This window comes from Halopseudomonas pertucinogena, from assembly GCF_014646575.1.
Classification (GTDB): Bacteria; Pseudomonadota; Gammaproteobacteria; order Pseudomonadales; family Pseudomonadaceae; genus Halopseudomonas; species Halopseudomonas pertucinogena.
This window is the reverse complement of record NZ_BMNN01000003.1, coordinates 211905-229544: the sequence shown is the minus strand read 5'-3', so window position 1 is coordinate 229544 and position 17640 is coordinate 211905. Positions and strand designations below refer to the sequence as shown.

15 protein-coding genes are annotated in these 17640 nt (G+C 64.5%); 6 read left to right on the top strand and 9 right to left on the bottom strand.

Annotated elements, in window-relative coordinates:
• Nucleotides 1–104: 104 nt before the first annotated feature.
• On the bottom strand, nucleotides 105–1283 hold the full coding sequence (locus tag IEW63_RS08935) for an acetyl-CoA C-acyltransferase (RefSeq protein WP_188636269.1): 1179 nt from the start codon (nucleotides 1281–1283) through the stop codon (nucleotides 105–107).
• Nucleotides 1284–1494: 211 nt separating this feature from the next.
• On the opposite strand from IEW63_RS08935, the gene IEW63_RS08930 reads away from it, so the two are divergent.
• The gene (locus tag IEW63_RS08930) at nucleotides 1495–3177 is read left to right on the top strand and encodes a fatty acid--CoA ligase (RefSeq protein WP_188636268.1); all 1683 of its coding nucleotides are present in this window, start codon (nucleotides 1495–1497) and stop codon (nucleotides 3175–3177) included.
• Nucleotides 3178–3253: 76 nt separating this feature from the next.
• Nucleotides 3254–4501, top strand: coding sequence for a dicarboxylate/amino acid:cation symporter (locus tag IEW63_RS08925; protein WP_188636267.1), 1248 nt, complete (start codon nucleotides 3254–3256; stop codon nucleotides 4499–4501).
• A gap of 38 nt (nucleotides 4502–4539) precedes the next feature.
• On the opposite strand, the gene IEW63_RS08920 is transcribed toward IEW63_RS08925, so the two are convergent.
• The 5 genes from IEW63_RS08920 to IEW63_RS08900 all read right to left on the bottom strand — a co-directional run bounded on the left by IEW63_RS08920 (nucleotide 4540) and on the right by IEW63_RS08900 (nucleotide 9261).
• On the bottom strand, nucleotides 4540–5916 hold the full coding sequence (locus IEW63_RS08920; protein ID WP_188636266.1) for an amino acid permease: 1377 nt from the start codon (nucleotides 5914–5916) through the stop codon (nucleotides 4540–4542).
• A 111-nt stretch (nucleotides 5917–6027) separates the two neighbouring features.
• Nucleotides 6028–6798 carry a phosphonate ABC transporter, permease protein PhnE gene (phnE, locus tag IEW63_RS08915; protein WP_188636265.1) on the bottom strand — a complete coding sequence of 257 codons (771 nt, stop codon included), beginning with the start codon at nucleotides 6796–6798 and terminating at the stop codon, nucleotides 6028–6030.
• Nucleotides 6795–7622 (bottom strand): PhnE/PtxC family ABC transporter permease, encoded by an 828-nt coding sequence (locus IEW63_RS08910; RefSeq protein ID WP_188636264.1) that lies wholly within the window; start codon nucleotides 7620–7622, stop codon nucleotides 6795–6797. Before IEW63_RS08910 ends, phnE begins: the two co-directional genes overlap by 4 nt.
• Nucleotides 7616–8413 (bottom strand): phosphonate ABC transporter ATP-binding protein, encoded by a 798-nt coding sequence (locus IEW63_RS08905; protein WP_188636263.1) that lies wholly within the window; start codon nucleotides 8411–8413, stop codon nucleotides 7616–7618. The genes IEW63_RS08910 and IEW63_RS08905 overlap by 7 nt, the downstream gene beginning before the upstream one ends.
• Complete coding sequence (locus IEW63_RS08900) at nucleotides 8410–9261, bottom strand: putative selenate ABC transporter substrate-binding protein (protein ID WP_188636262.1); 852 nt, start codon at nucleotides 9259–9261, stop codon at nucleotides 8410–8412. Before IEW63_RS08900 ends, IEW63_RS08905 begins: the two co-directional genes overlap by 4 nt.
• Nucleotides 9262–9421: 160 nt before the next feature.
• Here IEW63_RS08900 and selD point away from each other — a divergent pair, with 160 nt between their 5' ends.
• From selD to IEW63_RS08880, 4 genes are all read left to right on the top strand, one after another.
• Nucleotides 9422–10456, top strand: coding sequence for a selenide, water dikinase SelD (selD, locus tag IEW63_RS08895; RefSeq protein ID WP_188636261.1), 1035 nt, complete (start codon nucleotides 9422–9424; stop codon nucleotides 10454–10456).
• The gene (mnmH, locus tag IEW63_RS08890; protein ID WP_188636260.1) at nucleotides 10456–11556 is read left to right on the top strand and encodes a tRNA 2-selenouridine(34) synthase MnmH; all 1101 of its coding nucleotides are present in this window, start codon (nucleotides 10456–10458) and stop codon (nucleotides 11554–11556) included. The genes selD and mnmH overlap by 1 nt, the downstream gene beginning before the upstream one ends.
• A gap of 80 nt (nucleotides 11557–11636) precedes the next feature.
• Nucleotides 11637–12275, top strand: coding sequence for an MBL fold metallo-hydrolase (locus IEW63_RS08885; RefSeq protein WP_188636259.1), 639 nt, complete (start codon nucleotides 11637–11639; stop codon nucleotides 12273–12275).
• Between the two features lie 110 nt (nucleotides 12276–12385).
• Nucleotides 12386–13039: a YiaD family glycine zipper/OmpA-like lipoprotein gene (locus tag IEW63_RS08880; RefSeq protein ID WP_188636258.1), complete on the top strand. Its 654-nt coding sequence runs from the start codon at nucleotides 12386–12388 to the stop codon at nucleotides 13037–13039.
• Between the two features lie 156 nt (nucleotides 13040–13195).
• Here IEW63_RS08880 and yihG read toward each other — a convergent pair whose 3' ends face one another.
• The 3 genes from yihG to IEW63_RS08865 form a co-directional block, all read right to left on the bottom strand.
• Nucleotides 13196–14101 carry a 1-acylglycerol-3-phosphate O-acyltransferase, YihG family gene (gene yihG / locus IEW63_RS08875; RefSeq protein WP_188636257.1) on the bottom strand — a complete coding sequence of 302 codons (906 nt, stop codon included), beginning with the start codon at nucleotides 14099–14101 and terminating at the stop codon, nucleotides 13196–13198.
• A 70-nt stretch (nucleotides 14102–14171) separates the two neighbouring features.
• Nucleotides 14172–16304: a phosphate acetyltransferase gene (pta, locus tag IEW63_RS08870; protein WP_188636256.1), complete on the bottom strand. Its 2133-nt coding sequence runs from the start codon at nucleotides 16302–16304 to the stop codon at nucleotides 14172–14174.
• The gene (locus IEW63_RS08865; RefSeq protein WP_188636255.1) at nucleotides 16304–17527 is read right to left on the bottom strand and encodes an acetate/propionate family kinase; all 1224 of its coding nucleotides are present in this window, start codon (nucleotides 17525–17527) and stop codon (nucleotides 16304–16306) included. The genes pta and IEW63_RS08865 overlap by 1 nt, the downstream gene beginning before the upstream one ends.
• Between the last annotated feature and the right edge of the window lie 113 nt (nucleotides 17528–17640).

Sequence of the window (17640 nt, the reverse complement as noted above, 5' to 3'; positions counted from 1 at the left end):
AACGAGAGCCCGGAGGTGACCCCCGGTCTGTCAGACAGAGATCGGCAGTAGTGGCGGAAACTTGAGGCCGGCGGGACGCCGGCGCTCAAGCGTGCAGGTTGCGGTTATACCAGTTCGATCGCGACGGCGGTCGCTTCGCCGCCACCGATGCACAGCGATGCGACGCCGCGCTTGCCGCCGGTCTTCTGCAGTGCATTGATCAGGGTCACGATCAGGCGGGAGCCGGTGGAGCCCACCGGATGGCCCTGGGCACAGGCGCCGCCGTAGATGTTGACCCTGGCGTGATCCAGGCCGTGTTCCTGCATGGCCAGCATGGTGACCATGGCAAAGGCTTCGTTGATCTCGAACAGGTCCACATCATCTTTTGTCCAGCCGACCCGATTGAACAGGTTGGTCATGGCGCCCACCGGTGCGGTGGTGAATTCGCTCGGGTCCTGGCTCTGGGTGGCGTGGCCGACGATCCGGGCAAGCGGCTTCAGGCCGCGCCGGAGGGCCTCGGATTCGGTCATCAGGACCAGCGCACTGGCGCCGTCGGAGATGGAGCTGGCATTGGCCGCGGTGATGGTTCCCTCCTTGGCGAAAGCCGGACGCAGCGCCGGGATCTTCTCCACGTTCGCGTTATGCGGCTGTTCATCATCCTTCACGACGGTTTCGCCCTGACGGGTGGCGACGGTTACCGGCACGATTTCACTGTCCAGCGAGCCATCCTCGATGGCGCGCTTGGCGCGATTCAGCGACTCGATGGCGTAGGCGTCCATCTGTTCACGGGTCAGGCCGTATCGGTCTGCGGTTTCCTGTGCGAAGGAGCCCATCAGGCGGCCAGTGCGCGCATCCTCCAGACCGTCCAGGAACATGTGATCCTTGATTTCGCCGTGGCCCATGCGCAGGCCGCCGCGGGCCTTGGCAATGATGTAGGGCGCATTGGACATGCTCTCCATGCCGCCTGCGACCATTACCTGGGCGGAGCCGGCCCTGAGCGCGTCATGGGCCTGCATCACCGCCTTCATGCCCGAGCCGCACAGCTTGTTGATGGTGGTGCAACCGGCGGAGGAGGGCAGCCCGGCATTCAGCGCTGCCTGACGAGCCGGGCCCTGCTTCAGGCCGGCGGGCAGTACGCAGCCCATGATCACTTCCTGCACGTCCGTGGGTACGATACCGGCACGACCGACGGCTTCGCGGATCGCCAGCGCACCGAGATCCACTGCTGACAGGCTGGAAAGGCTGCCCTGAAATCCGCCCATGGGGGTGCGAACGCCACTGACTATAACGATGCTGTCGGACATGCTGACTCCTGAAATATGACTGATTGCTTATTTGTGGTCATCAATCGACTTTATACGCCCGTTTACCCCTTATTGTCGACCGCAAAGCTTTGTATGATCGGGTCACAATACTCCCATGGCCGCCTGACAGTGGCCTCGCTATAGTGGAGCCGTCAGCATTCAGACAATGCTGATCGAACCTGAACAAGCCCAATAAGAAAGGTCGTACCACATGCTGAAGACACGGATCCTTCCGCCTGCCGAGCAGGCCCATTCCATCCCCCTGCTGATCAAGAATCTGCTGCTGTCCGGGGTTCGCTATGAAGCCTCGCAGGAAATCGTCTACCGCGACATCAGCCGTTACGACTACGTCACCTTCAACGAGCGGATCTGTCGGCTCGCCAGTGCGCTGACGAAGGCGGGAGTCAAGGCAGGGGATACCGTGGCGGTCCTGGACTGGGATAGCCACCGCTACCTCGAGTGCATGTTTGCCGTGCCGATGATCGGCGCCGTGCTGCACACCGTCAACGTCAGGCTGTCCCCCGAGCAGATCGTCTACACCATGAACCACGCAGACGACATCATGGTGCTGGTCAACAGCGAATTCCTGCCGCTGTACCAGGCGATCGAGCCACAACTGACCACGGTGACCACCACCATTCTGCTGACCGACGGCCAGGAGAAGTCCGCCGAGCTGCGCGGCTTTGCCGGCGAGTACGAGCAGCTGCTCGCTGCCGCCGACAGCACCTACGAGTTCGCCGACTTCGACGAGAACTCGGTGGCCACCACCTTCTACACCACCGGTACCACGGGCAACCCCAAGGGTGTCTACTTCACCCATCGTCAGCTGGTGCTGCATACCCTGACCCAGGCCGGGATGCTCAACGGCGTGGGCAACCAGCAGCTGCTGAACAACCGCGATGTATACATGCCCATCACGCCCATGTTCCACGTACACGCCTGGGGCATGCCCTACACCGCCACGCTGCTCGGCGTGAAGCAGGTGTATCCGGGGCGCTACGAGCCGGAGTTGCTGGTGGAGCTGATCCAGCGGGAGAAGGTCACCTTCTCGCACTGCGTGCCGACCATCCTGCAGATGCTGCTCAATGCCAAAGCGGCGGAGGGTTTCGACTTCGGCGGCATGAAGATCATCATCGGCGGCAGCGCGTTGAATCGCGGTCTGTATGAGGCTGCCGGCAAGCGGGGCATCCGGCTCTCGGCGGCCTATGGCATGTCGGAGACCTGCCCGCTGATATCCGCCGGCTACAACAACCTGGAGATCGAGGCCGGCAGCGAAGAGCTGCAGGTCACCCACAAGATCCGTGCCGGTGTGCCGGTACCCATGGTGGAGGCGCGGCTGATGGATGCCCAGGGCAACTTCCTGCCGCATGACGGCGAAACCCAGGGTGAACTGGTTCTGCGTGCGCCCTGGCTGACCCAGGGATACTTCAAGGAGCCGGAGAAGAGCAGGGAATTGTGGCTGCACGGCTGGATGCACACCGGCGATGTGGCGTCCATCGACCATACCGGCAGCATCGAGATCCGCGACCGTATCAAGGACGTGATCAAGACCGGCGGCGAGTGGCTGTCATCGCTGGAGCTGGAAAACCTGATCAGTCTGCACCCGGCCATCCGCGACGTGGCGGTGGTCGGCGTGCCGGATCCGCGCTGGGATGAACGGCCCTTCGCCCTGGTGGTGGCAGCCCCGGGGCAACAGATGGACGCCGGGGCGGTGGCCGCGCACCTGCAGCCCTTCGTCGAGGAGGGGCGGATCAACAAATGGGCAGTGCCGACCCAGATAGCCGTGGTTGACGAGATTCCCAAGACCAGTGTCGGCAAACTGGACAAGAAACGCATCCGCGTGGATGTGCTGGGCTGGCTGGAGCAGCAGGACGCCCGCATTTCCTCCGTCTGAGCAAGCCCCGCGCCCGGCCATGGGCCGCGGCGCGGGCGTTGGGGTATCCTTGTCCCGTCCAACAGGGAGAATAACGGTGCCCAGTCTCAATCGCCTGATTTTCATTGCTGCCGCCATCGGCGTTGCCATCGGCTGGCTGCTCGGTCTGATGCCGGAGGACGCGGGCCTGCGCAGCGGCGTGCTCTATGGCAGCACCCTGGTCGGTGCGGTCTTCATCGGTCTGCTGAAGATGATCCTGATACCGTTGGTGTTCACCTCGATTGTGGTCGGGGTTGCCAGCCTGCAGGCCCATCATCAGGTGCACAGGGTATGGATCGCCACGTTGCTGTTCTTCATGCTCACCTCCGCGCTGGCCATGTTGGTGGCGCTGGTCGCGGCCAATATTTTCAGGCCCGGCGCGGGCATGTCGCTGACGATGTTCGCCGATGCCATGGCTGGCTTCGAAGCCCGCCAGATGACCATGCCGGAGTTTTTCCAGCACTTCCTCACCGGTCTGTTCAAGAACCCCTTCGAGGCGTTCACCAACGGGGACATCCTGTCGGTCCTGATGTTTGCGATCTTTGTCGGTGTCGCCCTGGTGGCCGGCGGGCAGCGCTACGAAACCATCCTCCAGCTGATGCAGGAACTGCTGGACATGCTGCTGCGCATCATCGGCTGGATCATGTGGCTGGCCCCGCTGGGCATCATGGCGCTGCTGATCCGGCTGGTGGCGGAGCAGGACGTGGCACTGTTGATCAGCATGCTCGGCTTTGTCGTACTGATCTTCGCCACCACGGTCTTCCATGGCGCGGTGGTGCTGCCGGGATTGCTATACGCGGTTACCCGCCGGTCACCGCTCTGGTTCTTCCGCGGCTCGCGGGAGGCGCTGATCACCGCCTTCGCCACCAGCTCCAGTTCTGCCACTCTGCCCATCAGCCTGCGTTGCGCAGAGGAAAACCTGGGTGTACCCCGCAGAGTTGCCGGATTCGTGATCCCGATGGGGGCCACGGTCAATATGGATGGCACTGCGCTCTACGAGGCCGCTGCGGCACTGTTCGTTGCCAACCTGATCGGCGTCGAGTTGACCCTGGTGGAGCAGCTGGTGGTGTTCATGACGGCCATGATCGCATCGTCCGGCGCGCCGGGCATCCCCAGTGCTGGCATGGTGACCATGGTCATGGTGCTGCAGGCGGTGGGTCTGCCGGCGGAGGCCATCGCCATCCTGCTGCCGATCGACCGCCTGCTGGATACCGTGCGCACGGCGGTCAATGTGGAGGGGGACATCATTGGCAGCCTGGTCGTGCAGAAGCTTGCCGACGACGGCGCCGATTACCAGGGTGCCTGACCCCGGAGGGGCGTTCGCGGAGGTGTAGCGCCTCTGCTCTACGCCCGTCGTTTCAGCAGATAACACAACCCGATCGCCACCACCCACACCGGCAGCGCAAACACCGACAACCGGGTGCTGTCATCCAGAAGCAATACCACCAGAATGAAGCCGACAAACGCCAGGCACAGCCAGTTGCCGAAGGGTGACCAGAGCGCCTTGAAGCTGGGTACCACACCCTGTTCCCGCATGCTGCGGCGGAATCTGAGATGGGACAGGGAAATCATGGCCCAGTTCAGCACCAGGGCCGCGACCACCAGCGACATCAGAATGATCAACGCGCCCTGCGGCAGCACATAATTCAGCGCCACGCACAGTAGGGTGATCAGCCCGGAGACCAGAATGCCCAGCACCGGCACGCCGTTGCGACTGAGCTTGAGGAATACCCGGGGCGCGTTGCCCTGTTCGGCCAGGCCGTAGAGCATGCGGCTGTTGGCGTACACACCGCTGTTGTACACCGACAGCGCCGCGGTCAGCACCACGAAGTTCAGCACATGAGCGGCGGTATCACTGCCGATCAGCGAGAAGATCTGTACGAAGGGGCTGCGGGCGTAGGGGTCGCTTCCGGTGGTAAGGGTCTGCACCAGGCTGTCCCAGGGGTACAGCGACAACAGCACGCCCAGCGCCAGGATGTAGAACAGCAGGATCCGATACACGACCTGATTGATGGCCTTGGGAATGGAGCGGCGCGGGTTCTCCGCCTCGGCGGCGGTGATGCCCACCAGCTCCAGCCCGCCGAAGGAGAACATGATCACCGCCATCACCACCACCAGCCCGGAGATGCCGTTGGGAAAGAAGCCGCCATGGCTCCACAGGTTGGCCACGCTGGCCTGCTCGCCACCGGCGCCGGAGAGCAGCAGATACAGCCCCAGGGCGATCATCCCGAGAATGGCACCGACCTTGATGATGGCAAACCAGAACTCGGCCTCACCGAAGGCCTTGACGTTGCTCAGGTTGATCAGGTTGATCAGCACGAAGAACGCCAGCGCCGTGACCCAGGTGGGTATATCGGGATACCAGTACTGCACATACTTGCCGACCGCCGTCAGCTCGGCCATGCCCACCAGGATATACAGCACCCAGTAGTTCCAGCCCGAGAGAAAGCCAGCGAAGGGGCTCCAGTACTTGTGGGCGAAATGGCTGAAGGAGCCGGCCACCGGCTCCTCGACGATCATCTCGCCGAGCTGGCGCATGATCAGAAAGGCGATCAGGCCACCGATGGCATAGCCCAGCAGCATCGACGGCCCGGCACTGCTCATCACCCCCGCCGATCCCAGAAACAGGCCGGTGCCGATGGCGCCGCCTAACGCAATCAATTGAATGTGGCGATTGGTCAGGCCGCGTTTGAGCTGGCCTTGTTCAGCGGGTGCAGTCATGGGAGGAGTCCGTAGCGGCCGCTCTGGCCAAAAAACGGCCAATTGTACATGGATTGGCCCTCTTGCGCAGGCCCCCGGTCGGCGCCGGGGAGTGTCCGTCCAGCTGGCCGTTCAGGGCCCGCGCACCCAATGCTGGCGGCTCCAGCCGCTGAGGGCGTCGACCGCCAGTACCAGCAGCAACATGGCGATGATCACGGTGCTGGCCTGGGCCTCCTGAAACAGGCTCAGGCTGATATAGAGCATCTGGCCCAGCCCGCCGGCACCGACAAAGCCCAGCACGCTGGCCATGCGGATGTTGTTTTCCCAGCGGTACAGGGTATAGGCCAGCAGTTGTGGCCAGAGGTTGGGCAGGGTGCCATAGAAAAAAGCGGCTAGCTGTCCGCCACCCTGCAGTCGGATGGCGTCGGCCGGGGCGGTGGGGGTATTCTCCAGCGCTTCGGCAAACAGCCTTCCCAGCACCCCGGCGGTATGCAGGGCCAGCGCCAGGGTGCCGGCGTTGGGTCCAAGCCCGGCAGCCAGGACCATCAGCGCCGCCCACACCAGCTCCGGTATGGCCCTCAGCGCATTGAGTACCAGCCGCACCAGAATCTGAGTCGGCCAGCCGAAACGGCCGGCGGCGGGCAGCGCCAGTGCCAGACCCAGCAGGGCGGCAAGCAGGGTGCCCACGGCAGACATCGCCAGGGTCTCCAGCGCACCACCACCCACCGCCAACAGGTGGGCCTGGCTCAGGTCCGGCTGCAGGAAGCGCGCGGCGTAGGCGCCCATCTGGCGCAGGTTGTCGGCCTGGCCGAGAAACAACAGATCAAGCCCCAGGTAGATAAAGGACGCCACCACGGCGATCAGCGTGGCCAGCAGCAACAGCAGGTTGATGGCTCGCTTCACGCCAGCCTCCCGCGCAGCACCCGGCTCAGGCCGTCGGCCAGCAGTACCAGCAGCAGGAAGGTCAGCAGCATGCTGGCCACCTCGTCACCGGCAAACATGCGCAGGGACAGGTCGATCTGCTGGCCCAGGCCCCCGGCACCGACAAAACCCATGACCACCGATGCGCGGATGGCGCATTCCCAGCGGTACAGGGTATAGGAAGTCAGCTCGGCGGCCGCGTTGGGCAGTATGCCGTAGAGGAACGCGCTCAGCCGACCCGCGCCGGCCTGCACCAGGGCGTGCATGGGCCGGTGGTCGACCGACTCGAAGATCTCCGCATAGACCTTGCCGAGCATGCCGGCATAGGTGATGGCGATCGCCAGTACCCCGGCCGTGGGCCCCAGACCCACGGCGCGGACGAACAGCAACGCCCAGACGATTTCCGGCACGCTTCGCAGGAAGATCAGCAGGCCGCGCACCGGCCAGCGCAGCGCCTGGCCCAGCGCTGCGGGCCGACCGCCCCGGGAAACAGCGGACAGCGACAGGGCGCGGCTGGCCAGCAACCCGGTGGGAATCGCCACTACCAGCGCCAGTGCCATGCCGGCGGTGGCAATCGCCAGGGTCTGCAGGGTGGCATCGAGCAGCAGGCGCAGGAAATCAGGGCTGTGGGCCGGTGGCCAGAAGGCGCTGACGAATCGCCCCATCTCGCTCTGGCTGTCGGCAGCGAGCAGCACAGCCAGATCCAGTTCCGCCAGCTGGATACCCGGCCACAGCAGAACCACGGCCACGGCGGTCAGCAGCAGCCGCGGCAGGGCGGCAGGATCCCGGCTGTCGCGTGTCAGCATCGGGGGAGCTGCAGCTCCGGACTGGCCGGGGGCAGGGGAGGAGACACCAGCTGCTCGTTGGCATAGAGGGCGTCGAGCAGCCTGGTGTCGACTTCGGCCGCAGGCCGGTCGAAAACAATCTGCCCGGCGCGCACGCCGATGATCCGGGGAAAGTGCGCCAGTGCCAGTTCCACCGCATGCAGGCTGGCGACCAGAGTGACGCCGCGACTTTCGGCATGGCGGCAGAGCACCCGCAGGGTATGGTCGGCCAGCACCGGGTCCATGGCCGAGACGGGCTCGTCGGCCAGAAGCAGTGTCGGGTCCTGATACAGCGCGCGGGCAATGCCCACCCGCTGCAGCTGGCCACCCGACAGCTGCTGGCACCGGGCGAACAGGCGGTCGGCGAGATCCAGCTGGGCGAGTACGGCGCGTGCTCCCTGCATGTCCAGCGGGTGCAGCAGGTTGACCAGACTGCGGCCCAGCCCCCACTGGCCGAGCCGGCCGGCCAGCACGGCGGTGACCACCCGCTGGCGCGGAGGCAGGGGCGGCGCCTGATGGACCAGGCCGATACGCGAGCGCAGGCGCTGGCGTGCCCGGGACGACAGCTGCCAGGGATTCTCTCCCAGCAGCTGCACACCGCCGCTGGTGGGGCGCAGGGCGCTGGCCATCAGCCCCAGCAGGCTGGACTTGCCGGCACCGGAGGGTCCGATGATGGCGACTCGCTCACCAGCGACGATATGCAGGTCCACCCCCCGCAGGGCGTGGACTCCTTCAGCGTGCTGCAGACCGGCGCCGGACAGGCGCAGGCTCATTTCAGCAGGTCAGCGGCGCGGGCCGCCTCCTCGATGCCCTTGTAGTTGGTCGGCTCGGTCTCGATGAAGCGGCTGGCGGCCTGCAGGTCCAGGATCTGCCTGTGAGCCGGATCGGCCGGATCCAGGGCGAGGAAGGCCTGCCTGATCTTCTCGGCCAGCGCCGGATCCAGCGTGCCACGCACGGTCCAGTTGTAGTCGTAATAGGTGGGGGTAGTGGCAAATACCCGTACCTTGCTGGTATCCACCTTGCCATTGGCGACCAGCTTGTCCCAGACGCTGGCATTGAGCACGCCGGCGTCCACCCGGCCGGCCTGAACCCAGGCAGCGGTGGCGTCATGGGCGCCGGAGTAGCCGATGCGGCTGAAGAAACTCTCCGGCTGGATGCCGTCCTGCAGCATGAAGTAGCGCGGCATCAGACTGCCGGAGGTCGAGGAGATCGAGCCGAAGGCGAAGGTCTTGCCCTTGAGGTCGGACAGCGCGTTCACCTCTGGGTTGGCGGTGATGAACTTGCTGGTGAACTCGGCGTCCTGCTCGCGCTGGACCAGCGGAACGGCATTGCCGGTCTTCAGGTAAACCTGAACGAAGGTGAAGCCGCCGAGCCAGGCCAGGTCCAGCCGGTCGCTGGCCAGCGCCTCGACCACCGCCGGGTAGTCGGCTACCGGGGTGAACTGGACCTTCATCCCCAGCTCCTGCTCCAGATAGGCGCCCAGCGGCTCGAACTTGCGCAGCAGTTCGGTCGGCGCTTCATCGGGGATGGCGCTGACCCTGAGGACATCCGCCGCCTGGCTGACCAGGGCGGACAGCGATAACAGCAGGGCGCTGGCCACTGTGAGGGTACGTTTGAGCATGGAAAGTTCTCCGGTTCAATGGCGGAAAAAATTCAGTAGTGGGTGGTCGGGCGACCGCCGCTGCTGAGAGGAAAAAGAGCGGGGCGATTATACGGAGGGTGAGGGCAAAGCGCAGCTTTGTTACTATCCCCAGCCTCAATTTCTTCTGCCGAGACTACCCATGAGCGAGCCGATCCGCCTGACCCAGTACAGCCATGGAGCCGGCTGTGGCTGCAAGATTTCCCCGAAGGTGCTGGAAACCATCCTCGCCGGCAGCGGCGCGCAGAATATCGATCCGCGGCTGTGGGTAGGCAATGCCTCCCGGGACGATGCGGCTGTCTATGCGCTGGACGACGAGCGGGGCGTGGTATCGACCACCGACTTCTTCATGCCCATCGTCGATGATCCCTTCGACTTCGGCCGCATCGCCGCCACCAATGCCATCAGTGACATCTACGCCATGGGCGGCGATCCGCTGATGGCCATCGCCATCCTCGGCTGGCCGGTCAATCTGCTGCCGCCGGAGGTGGCCCGGGAGGTGATGCGCGGCGGTCGGGCGGTCTGCGACGCCGCCGGCATCCCGCTGGCCGGCGGTCACTCCATCGATGCCCCCGAGCCCATCTTCGGGCTGGCGGTAACCGGCGTGGTGGACAAGCAGTATCTCAAGCGCAACGACACCGGCACCGCCGGCTGCCGGCTGTATCTGACCAAGCCGCTGGGCATCGGCATCCTCACCACCGCCGAGAAGAAGGCGAAACTGCGCCCACAGGACGAAGGTCTGGCCCGGGACTGGATGTGCACCCTGAACCGTCCTGGTTCACGCTTCGGCAAGCTGGCCGGCGTTCGGGCCATGACCGATGTCACCGGTTTCGGTCTGCTCGGGCATCTGGTGGAGATGGCTGATGGCGCGCAGCTGACCGCACAGCTGGAGTTTGCTGCGGTGCCCCGTCTGCCCGGGGTGGACTACTACCTGGGCGAGGGCTGCATCCCCGGCGGCACCCTGCGCAATTTCGACAGCTATGGCGACAAGGTCGCGCCCATCGCTGATGATCAGCGCAATCTGCTGTGCGACCCGCAGACCAGTGGCGGACTGCTGGTAGCGGTCGCACCGGAGGGCGAGCAGGAGTTTCTGGCGGTGGCAGGGGAGCTGGGCCTCAAGCTGGCGCCCATCGGCCAGCTGGTCGAGCGGCGCGCCCACGCCGTCGAGGTGTCTTGATGCGTCCGGATACCCAAGACTATCGCCAGCTGTTTATCGATGACGTTCCCCTGATGGACATGCGCGCCCCGGTGGAATTCAACCGGGGCGCCTTTCCCACTGCGGTCAGTCTGCCGTTGATGACCGATATCGAGCGACAGAAGGTGGGCACCTGCTACAAGAACAGGGGCCAGCAGGCGGCGATCGAGCTGGGGCATCAGCTGGTTTCCGGTGCGACCAAGGCGCAGCGTCTCGAGGCTTGGGCCGCTTTCGCCCGCGCCAATCCCGACGGTTACCTCTACTGCTTTCGCGGCGGACTGCGCTCACAGATCGTCCAGCAGTGGCTGAAGCACGAAGCCGGTATCGACTACCCCCGGGTGGTTGGCGGTTACAAGGCGCTGCGTACTTTTCTGATCGAGTCCCTGGATCAGGCCGTGGCCGAATGCGACTTCGTCATCGTCGGCGGCATGACCGGTACCGGCAAGACAGAAGTGATAGCCAGTCTGGCCAACAGTATCGACCTGGAAGGCCATGCCAACCACCGTGGCTCCAGCTTCGGCAAGCGGGCCACCGCCCAGCCCGGGCAGATCGACTTCGAGAACCGCCTGGCCATCGACCTGCTCAAGCGCCGTGCCCGGGGCCAGAGCCAGTTCGTGCTGGAGGACGAGAGCCGGCTGATCGGCGCCTGCTCCCTGCCGCTGTCGCTGACCCAGGGTATGCAACGCTTTCCCATCGTCTGGCTGGAGGACAGCTTCGACAACCGGGTGCAGCGCATCCTGCGCGACTACGTGATCGACCTGGCCGCCGAGTTCGACCAGGTACATGGTCAACAACAGAGCTTCGCGCTGTTCTCCCAGCGCCTGTTGCAGAGCCTGGACAATATCCGCAAACGTCTGGGCGGCGAGCGCCATGCACGGCTGCGGGGGTTGATGGAACAGGCGCTGGAGGAACAGGCACGCAGCGGCGAGGTGGAGCTGCACCGCGGCTGGATCGAGGGGCTGCTGGGGGAATACTACGACCCCATGTACGTCTACCAGCGCGAGAGCAAGGCCGAGCGCGTCGAGCTTGCCGGCGATGCCGAGGCGATCCGGGCCTATCTGGCCGAGCGAAACCGGCACTGAGCCGGTTCGCGCGAGCTTGAAAATCCCCGACCGTTAGGGTCATATCGGTGAACACACTGGCTGTAGTACAAGGATTATCCATGCAGACCCCCACCCTGATCCGCGAGACCTTCCCCGTCGGCCCGCTGCAGTGCAACTGCACCATCATCGGTGACCCTGTCACCAAAAAGGCAATAGTGGTCGACCCGGGCGGCGATCATCAGCTGATCCTCGATCGGCTGGACCAGCTGGGGCTGAAGGTGGTGAGCATCATTCATACCCATGCGCACCTGGATCACTTCCTTGCCTCCGGCGAGATGAAGAAGGCCACCGGTGCCACCCTGCATCTGCACAAGGATGACAAGTTCCTCTGGGACAATCTGGAGATGCAATGCAAGCTGTTCGGCGTGCCCTACAACCCGGTGCCCGCGCCGGACCACTGGCTGCAGGATGACGAGGAGCTGCCCTGCGGCTGTGGGGTGGCCATGCACACCCCTGGGCATACCCCCGGTTCGATGAGCTTCTGGTTTCCCGAGGCCAAGCTGCTGATCGCGGGAGATACGCTGTTCCGTCGGGGCATCGGGCGTACCGACCTGTGGGGAGGTGACTACGCGCAGATCGAAACATCCATCCGCCAGCGCCTGTACACCCTGGACGAGGATGCGGTGGTGGTGACGGGGCACGGACCTGATACACAGATTGGCGATGAGATCCGCGAGAATCCTTTTATTCGCGGGTGATTCGAGCATAATTGCAGGGTCGGGATAAATGCCCACCGCCTGAGGTCAAAGCTGTTTCGCTCATCTCCGAGCGCGTAGCCGCGAAGACGACGTAAATTAAGGAAAAATCCATGAAAATCAAAGCATTGATTGCCGCTTCCGCCTGTGTTGCCCTGCTGGCAGGCTGTACCAACAACCCCTATACCGGTGAGCGTCAGGCTGGCAAGGCTGGCGTCTATGGCGGCGGCGGAGCCGTGGCCGGCGCGCTGATCGGTGCGGCCACCTCCAGCAAGGATGACCGTGCCAAGGGCGCGCTGATCGGTGCTACCGTCGGTGGCGCGGCTGGCGCCGGCTACGGTTACTATGTGGACCGCCAGGAGCAGCGCCTGCGTCAGGAGCTGACCGGCAGCGGCGTGCAGGTAGTACGCAACGGTGACCACCTGCAGCTGATCATGCCTGGCAACATCACCTTCGCCAGCAGCTCGGCGGACATTTCCAGCAGCTTCTACCCGACCCTGAATTCACTGGTCAAGGTGTTCAAGGAGTTCGACAAGAACGGCATCGATATCGTTGGCCATACCGACAGCACCGGCTCGCTGGAGCTGAACATGCGCCTGTCTCAGCAGCGTGCCACCAGCGTGGCGTCCTACCTGACCGGCCAGGGCGTTTCCGGTGCTCGCATCAGCAGCCGCGGGGTTGGCCCGAGCCAGCCGGTGGCCAGCAACGACACCCAGGAAGGCCGTGCGCAGAACCGTCGCGTGGAGATCAACCTGCGTCCTCTGTAACAGCGAGCGCGGTTGGACTGAAAAGGGACGCCATGGCGTCCCTTTTTCGTATCGGATGGAGGGCCGGGTTCCATCCCGGCCACTGGGGTTCGGCTGTCTACAGATGGGCGAGATGGAACTCGCTCCTCCCAGGCAGCGGACGATGCAGGGTAGTGTTCAGCCAGCGGGCGGATAGTCGCGGTGCAGCTGTTCCAGCTGCTCGTCCTTCTCCTGCCACAGGCGACTGATCCAGCCCTGGAACTGCTCGCGGAATACCGGATCGTTATCGTAGTCCTGACCCAGGAATTCGGCGGGAATGGGGCGCGTATGGCAGCGCACCACCACATGACGTATGCGCCCGCAAAGCAGGTCCCAGAAGCTCGGGCTGCCGTCGGGGTAGTGAATGGTGATGTCCACCAGCGACCGCAGCTGTTCACCCATGGCATCCAGCACGAAGGCCGCGCCGCCGGACTTGGGGCGCAGCAGATGGCGGTAGGGGGATGCCTGCTCCGCCCGTTTCTCCGGCGTCAGGCGGGTGCCCTCGAGAAAGTTGAACACCGCCACCGGGGTGGTCTTGAATTTCTCGCAGGCGCGCTGGGTAGCCAGACGGTCCTGGCCGGCCTTTTCCGGGTGCCTGGCCAGATACGCCTTGCTGTAACGCTTCATGAAGGGGAAATCCAGCGCCCACCAGCAGATGCCGATCACCGGTACCCAGATCAGTTCCTGCTTGAGGAAGAACTTGAACATCGGCATGCGTCGGTTGAAGTTGTGCTGCAACACCAGAATGTCGACCCAGCTCTGGTGGTTGCTGGTGACAAGATACCAGCCGTCGCGGTCCAGCCGCTCGCGGCCCTGTACATCCCACCGGGTGTTGCCGGCCAGCCGCATCCAGCCGCTGTTGCACAGCATCCAGGCTTCGGCAATCCGGATCATCACCCGGGTCATGAAGCGCTGCAGCGGGGCGATGGGCAGCAGTTTTATCAGGGCGCAGGGGAACAGCAGGCTGAACCAGAAAAGAGTATTGAGGATCAGCAGAAGGAGCGAGATGACTCCGCGAAGGAACGCAGGCAAAAAGAACAGCATTGTCTGGTAGCTCGGTTATCAGGCGACGGTGGCCTGGTTGTTGTTCACCAGGCCACATGCCGGACTCAGGTCACTTGTCCGTGTCGGCCTGTATTGCAGTCAGTGCGATAGTAAACACGATATCGTCCACCAGCGCACCGCGGGACAGATCGTTCACCGGCTTGCGCAGACCCTGCAGCATCGGTCCTACACTGATGACATTGGCGCTGCGCTGTACCGCCTTGTAGGTAGTGTTGCCGGTGTTCAGGTCCGGGAAGACGAAGACCGTTGCCTTGCCGGCGACCGGGCTGTCCGGCGCTTTCTGTCGGCCAACGCTGGCAATCGCGGCGGCATCATACTGCAGTGGGCCGTCGATCAACAGTCCCGGCTCCCGTTCGCGGGCCAGCTGGGTGGCCTTGCGTACCTTTTCCACATCCTCGCCGGTGCCGGAGCTGCCGGTGGAGTAGCTGATCATGGCGACCCGGGCCGGAATGCCGAACGCCTCGGCGGAGCGGGCACTCTGAATGGCAATCTCCGCCAGTTCCTCGGCATTGGGGTCGGGGTTCACCGCGCAGTCGCCATAGACCAGGACCTGGTCGGGCAGCAGCATGAAGAACACCGAGGACACCAGGTTGTAGCCGGGCGCAGTCTTGATCAGCTGGAAGGCCGGCCGGATGGTATTCGCCGTGGTATGGATGGCACCGGAAACCAGACCGTCCACCTCGTCCAGCGCAAGCATCATGGTGCCCAGTACGACGTTATCTTCCAGCTGCTGCAGCGCCACCGGTGCCGTCAGGCCTCGGTCCTTGCGCAGCTCCACCATGGGCGGAACGTAGCGCTCGCGGACCACATCCGGGTCGATGATCTGCAGCCCTTCCGGCAGGCTGATGTGGTGAGCACGGGCCACTGCCTCCACCGACTCCGGCTTGGCCAGCAGCACGCACTGGGCAATGCCCCGGCGCTGACAGATGGCCGCGGCCTGGACGGTGCGTGGCTCGTCCCCTTCGGGCAGCACGATCCGCTTGCCGGCCTGCTGGGCACGGTTGACCAGGTCATAGCGGAAGGCCGGAGGAGACATGCGCCGCTCGCTGGGCTGGCCGCAACGGTGCTGCAGCCAGCCATGGTCGATGTGGGATGCCACGAAATCGGTGACCAGGGTGGTGCGTTCCGTGTCGTCCACCGGTATCTCGCGGTTCATGCGGTCCAGCTGGGAGGAGGTGGCGAAGCTGCCGGTGCCGACCAGGAAGATGGGCAGGCCGTTATCCAGCGCCGGCTGGCAGAGCTGCATGACGCGCTCGTCCGGCATGATGTCGCCGGTCAGCAGCAGCCCCGCCAGAGCGGTGCCGGACAGCGATGCCAGGCTGCTGGAGATGATCACGTCGTCCCGGTCGCCCGGTACCACCAGCAGGGTGCCGGGACGGTACAGGTGCAGGGTATTGGGAACGGTGCGGGCGCACAGCACGATATCCAGCACGCGGCGGTGATGCATCTCCCCCGGGTGCAGGATTCTGGCATTGAGCTGACGGGCGACGTCCGAGCTGCGCGGTGCGCTCAGCTCGCTCTGCCAGGGAATACAGCCGATCAGACGGAATGCCTCGGTGTCCAGCACCCGGGATTCCTGTTTCAGCGCCAGGGCATATTCCTTCAGTGTTCGCTTGAGCTCGCCGCGGTCATTGGGCACCTCACCGCCCAGCTCCAGGTCCCGCACCTTGTTGATGATGACCCCAAGCACCTTGGGGTTGGCCGGTCCGCCGAAGCCCTGGGCATGCAGTTCGATACGGTGGGCGAGGCTGGCCAGATTGTCATCATCAGGCGCGCTGACGAGGATGATGTCGGCGTCCAGACTGGTCGCTATATGCTGGTTGATCCTGGCGGCGTAGGCCGCCTGGCGGGTCGGCACCATGCCCTCGACGACCACCACGTCCGCATCGCGGGCCGCTTCGCGGTAACGGCTGACAATGTCTTCCATGACCTCATCCAGCTCGCCATTGCCGAGTCGCCGCTCAACCTCCGGCAGGGCCATCGGTGTCGGTGGTTGCAGCCCCATGGTGTTGCCGATCAGCGCACTGGAGCGTTCCGGGCCGTTATCGCCGGGGTGGGGCTGGGCGATGGGCTTGAGAAAGTGCACCCGCAGGCCGCTGCGCTGCAACGCGCGGATGAGTCCAAGACTGACCGAGGTGAGACCGACTCCGAACCCGGTGGGGGCGAGAAAGAACGTATGCATCAATCAGTTTCCTGTTCCACTGGCTGGTTGGCATTGAAATCGAGCAGCGCCAGACACTCGTCGGTGATCTGCCGCTCTTCATCGGTGGGGATGACGAGAATGGCTGGCGAGTTGCCCGCCTGGATCTGCCGCGCCGGGTTGCCCGGAGGGGTGGCGTTCGCCGCCGGGTCGATGGCCAGGCCGAAGAGCGCCAGATGGCGGACCGTGAGTTCGCGCACCAGCGGTGAGTTCTCACCGATGCCACCGGTGAACACCACGCCGTCGATCCGCGGCAGGGCCACGGCCAGCCCTGCCAGCGAGCGGGCCAGGCGGTAGCAGAACACGTCCACCGCAAGGGTGGCCCCGGGGTGGCCGTCGGCACGGGCGGCGACCAGGGTACGCATGTCGTTCGACAGGCCGCCGGACAGCCCCAGCAGCCCGCTCTCGCGGTTGAGCATGTGGTCGATCCGCTCCAGGTCCCAGCCAAGATTGCGTGCCAGGTGGGAGTGCAGGTTGGGGTCGACATCGCCGCTGCGGGTGCCCATTACCAGACCCTCCAGCGGCGTCATGCCCATGCTGGTGTCCAAGCTTCTGCCATCGAGAATCGCGCAGGTCGAGCAGCCATTGCCCAGGTGCGCCGTGAGCCAGGCGCCATGGCCGGGTTCCATGCCCATCAGCAGACTGGCCTGGGTGGAGACGTAGCGGTGGCTGGTGCCGTGAAAGCCGTAGCGGCGCACGCCGTGTTCGCTGTACAGCTCTTCCGGCAGGGCGTAGCGGTAGGCGTGGGGCGGCATGGTCTGATGAAAGGCGGTGTCGAAGATGGCGATATGGGGAATATCGGCAAATACCTGCCTGGCTTCATTGATGCCGGTCAACTGCGCCGGATTGTGCAGGGGAGCCAGCGGGGCGCTCTGGCTGATGGCCGCGATCACGTCGTCATCGATGATGCGCGCTCCGGTGAAGTGCTCGCCGCCATGGACGATGCGGTGGCCGACGGCGGTCAGCGGCTGCGGGGCAAAACGTTCGATGAGCGGCAGCAGGCTGGTCATTGCGCTGCTGTGCCGGCCGTCGGCGATGGGGACCTGCTCGCGGATATCGCCCGCTTTCCAGTTCAGGATCCCCTCGGGGGTGCCAAGGCGTTCGGCCAGCCCGCTCAGCAGGGGGCTGCTGTGATGTTCGCCGAGCAGCGCGAATTTGAGGGACGAGCTTCCGCAGTTTATGACAAGTACCAGTCGATCGCTCATGTTGCTCCAATGGTCCGTATTGTTGGCAAGCGCGGGGCGCGCTCGGTTCAAGGTTAGCAGTCCGTTATACCCGAGGCACCCCCGGAGTGGAACCGGACGTGCGTACATGGGTT

Coding starts and splice junctions, on each gene's coding strand:
- IEW63_RS08935 (WP_188636269.1), bottom strand. CDS start 1,283: ATGTCCGACAGCATCGTTATAGTCAGTGGCGTTCGCACCCCCATGGGC.
- IEW63_RS08930 (WP_188636268.1), top strand. CDS start 1,495: ATGCTGAAGACACGGATCCTTCCGCCTGCCGAGCAGGCCCATTCCATC.
- IEW63_RS08920 (WP_188636266.1), bottom strand. CDS start 5,916: ATGACTGCACCCGCTGAACAAGGCCAGCTCAAACGCGGCCTGACCAAT.
- IEW63_RS08910 (WP_188636264.1), bottom strand. CDS start 7,622: ATGCTGACACGCGACAGCCGGGATCCTGCCGCCCTGCCGCGGCTGCTG.
- IEW63_RS08905 (WP_188636263.1), bottom strand. CDS start 8,413: ATGAGCCTGCGCCTGTCCGGCGCCGGTCTGCAGCACGCTGAAGGAGTC.
- IEW63_RS08900 (WP_188636262.1), bottom strand. CDS start 9,261: ATGCTCAAACGTACCCTCACAGTGGCCAGCGCCCTGCTGTTATCGCTG.
- selD (WP_188636261.1), top strand. CDS start 9,422: ATGAGCGAGCCGATCCGCCTGACCCAGTACAGCCATGGAGCCGGCTGT.
- mnmH (WP_188636260.1), top strand. CDS start 10,456: ATGCGTCCGGATACCCAAGACTATCGCCAGCTGTTTATCGATGACGTT.
- IEW63_RS08885 (WP_188636259.1), top strand. CDS start 11,637: ATGCAGACCCCCACCCTGATCCGCGAGACCTTCCCCGTCGGCCCGCTG.
- IEW63_RS08880 (WP_188636258.1), top strand. CDS start 12,386: ATGAAAATCAAAGCATTGATTGCCGCTTCCGCCTGTGTTGCCCTGCTG.
- yihG (WP_188636257.1), bottom strand. CDS start 14,101: ATGCTGTTCTTTTTGCCTGCGTTCCTTCGCGGAGTCATCTCGCTCCTT.
- pta (WP_188636256.1), bottom strand. CDS start 16,304: ATGCATACGTTCTTTCTCGCCCCCACCGGGTTCGGAGTCGGTCTCACC.
- IEW63_RS08865 (WP_188636255.1), bottom strand. CDS start 17,527: ATGAGCGATCGACTGGTACTTGTCATAAACTGCGGAAGCTCGTCCCTC.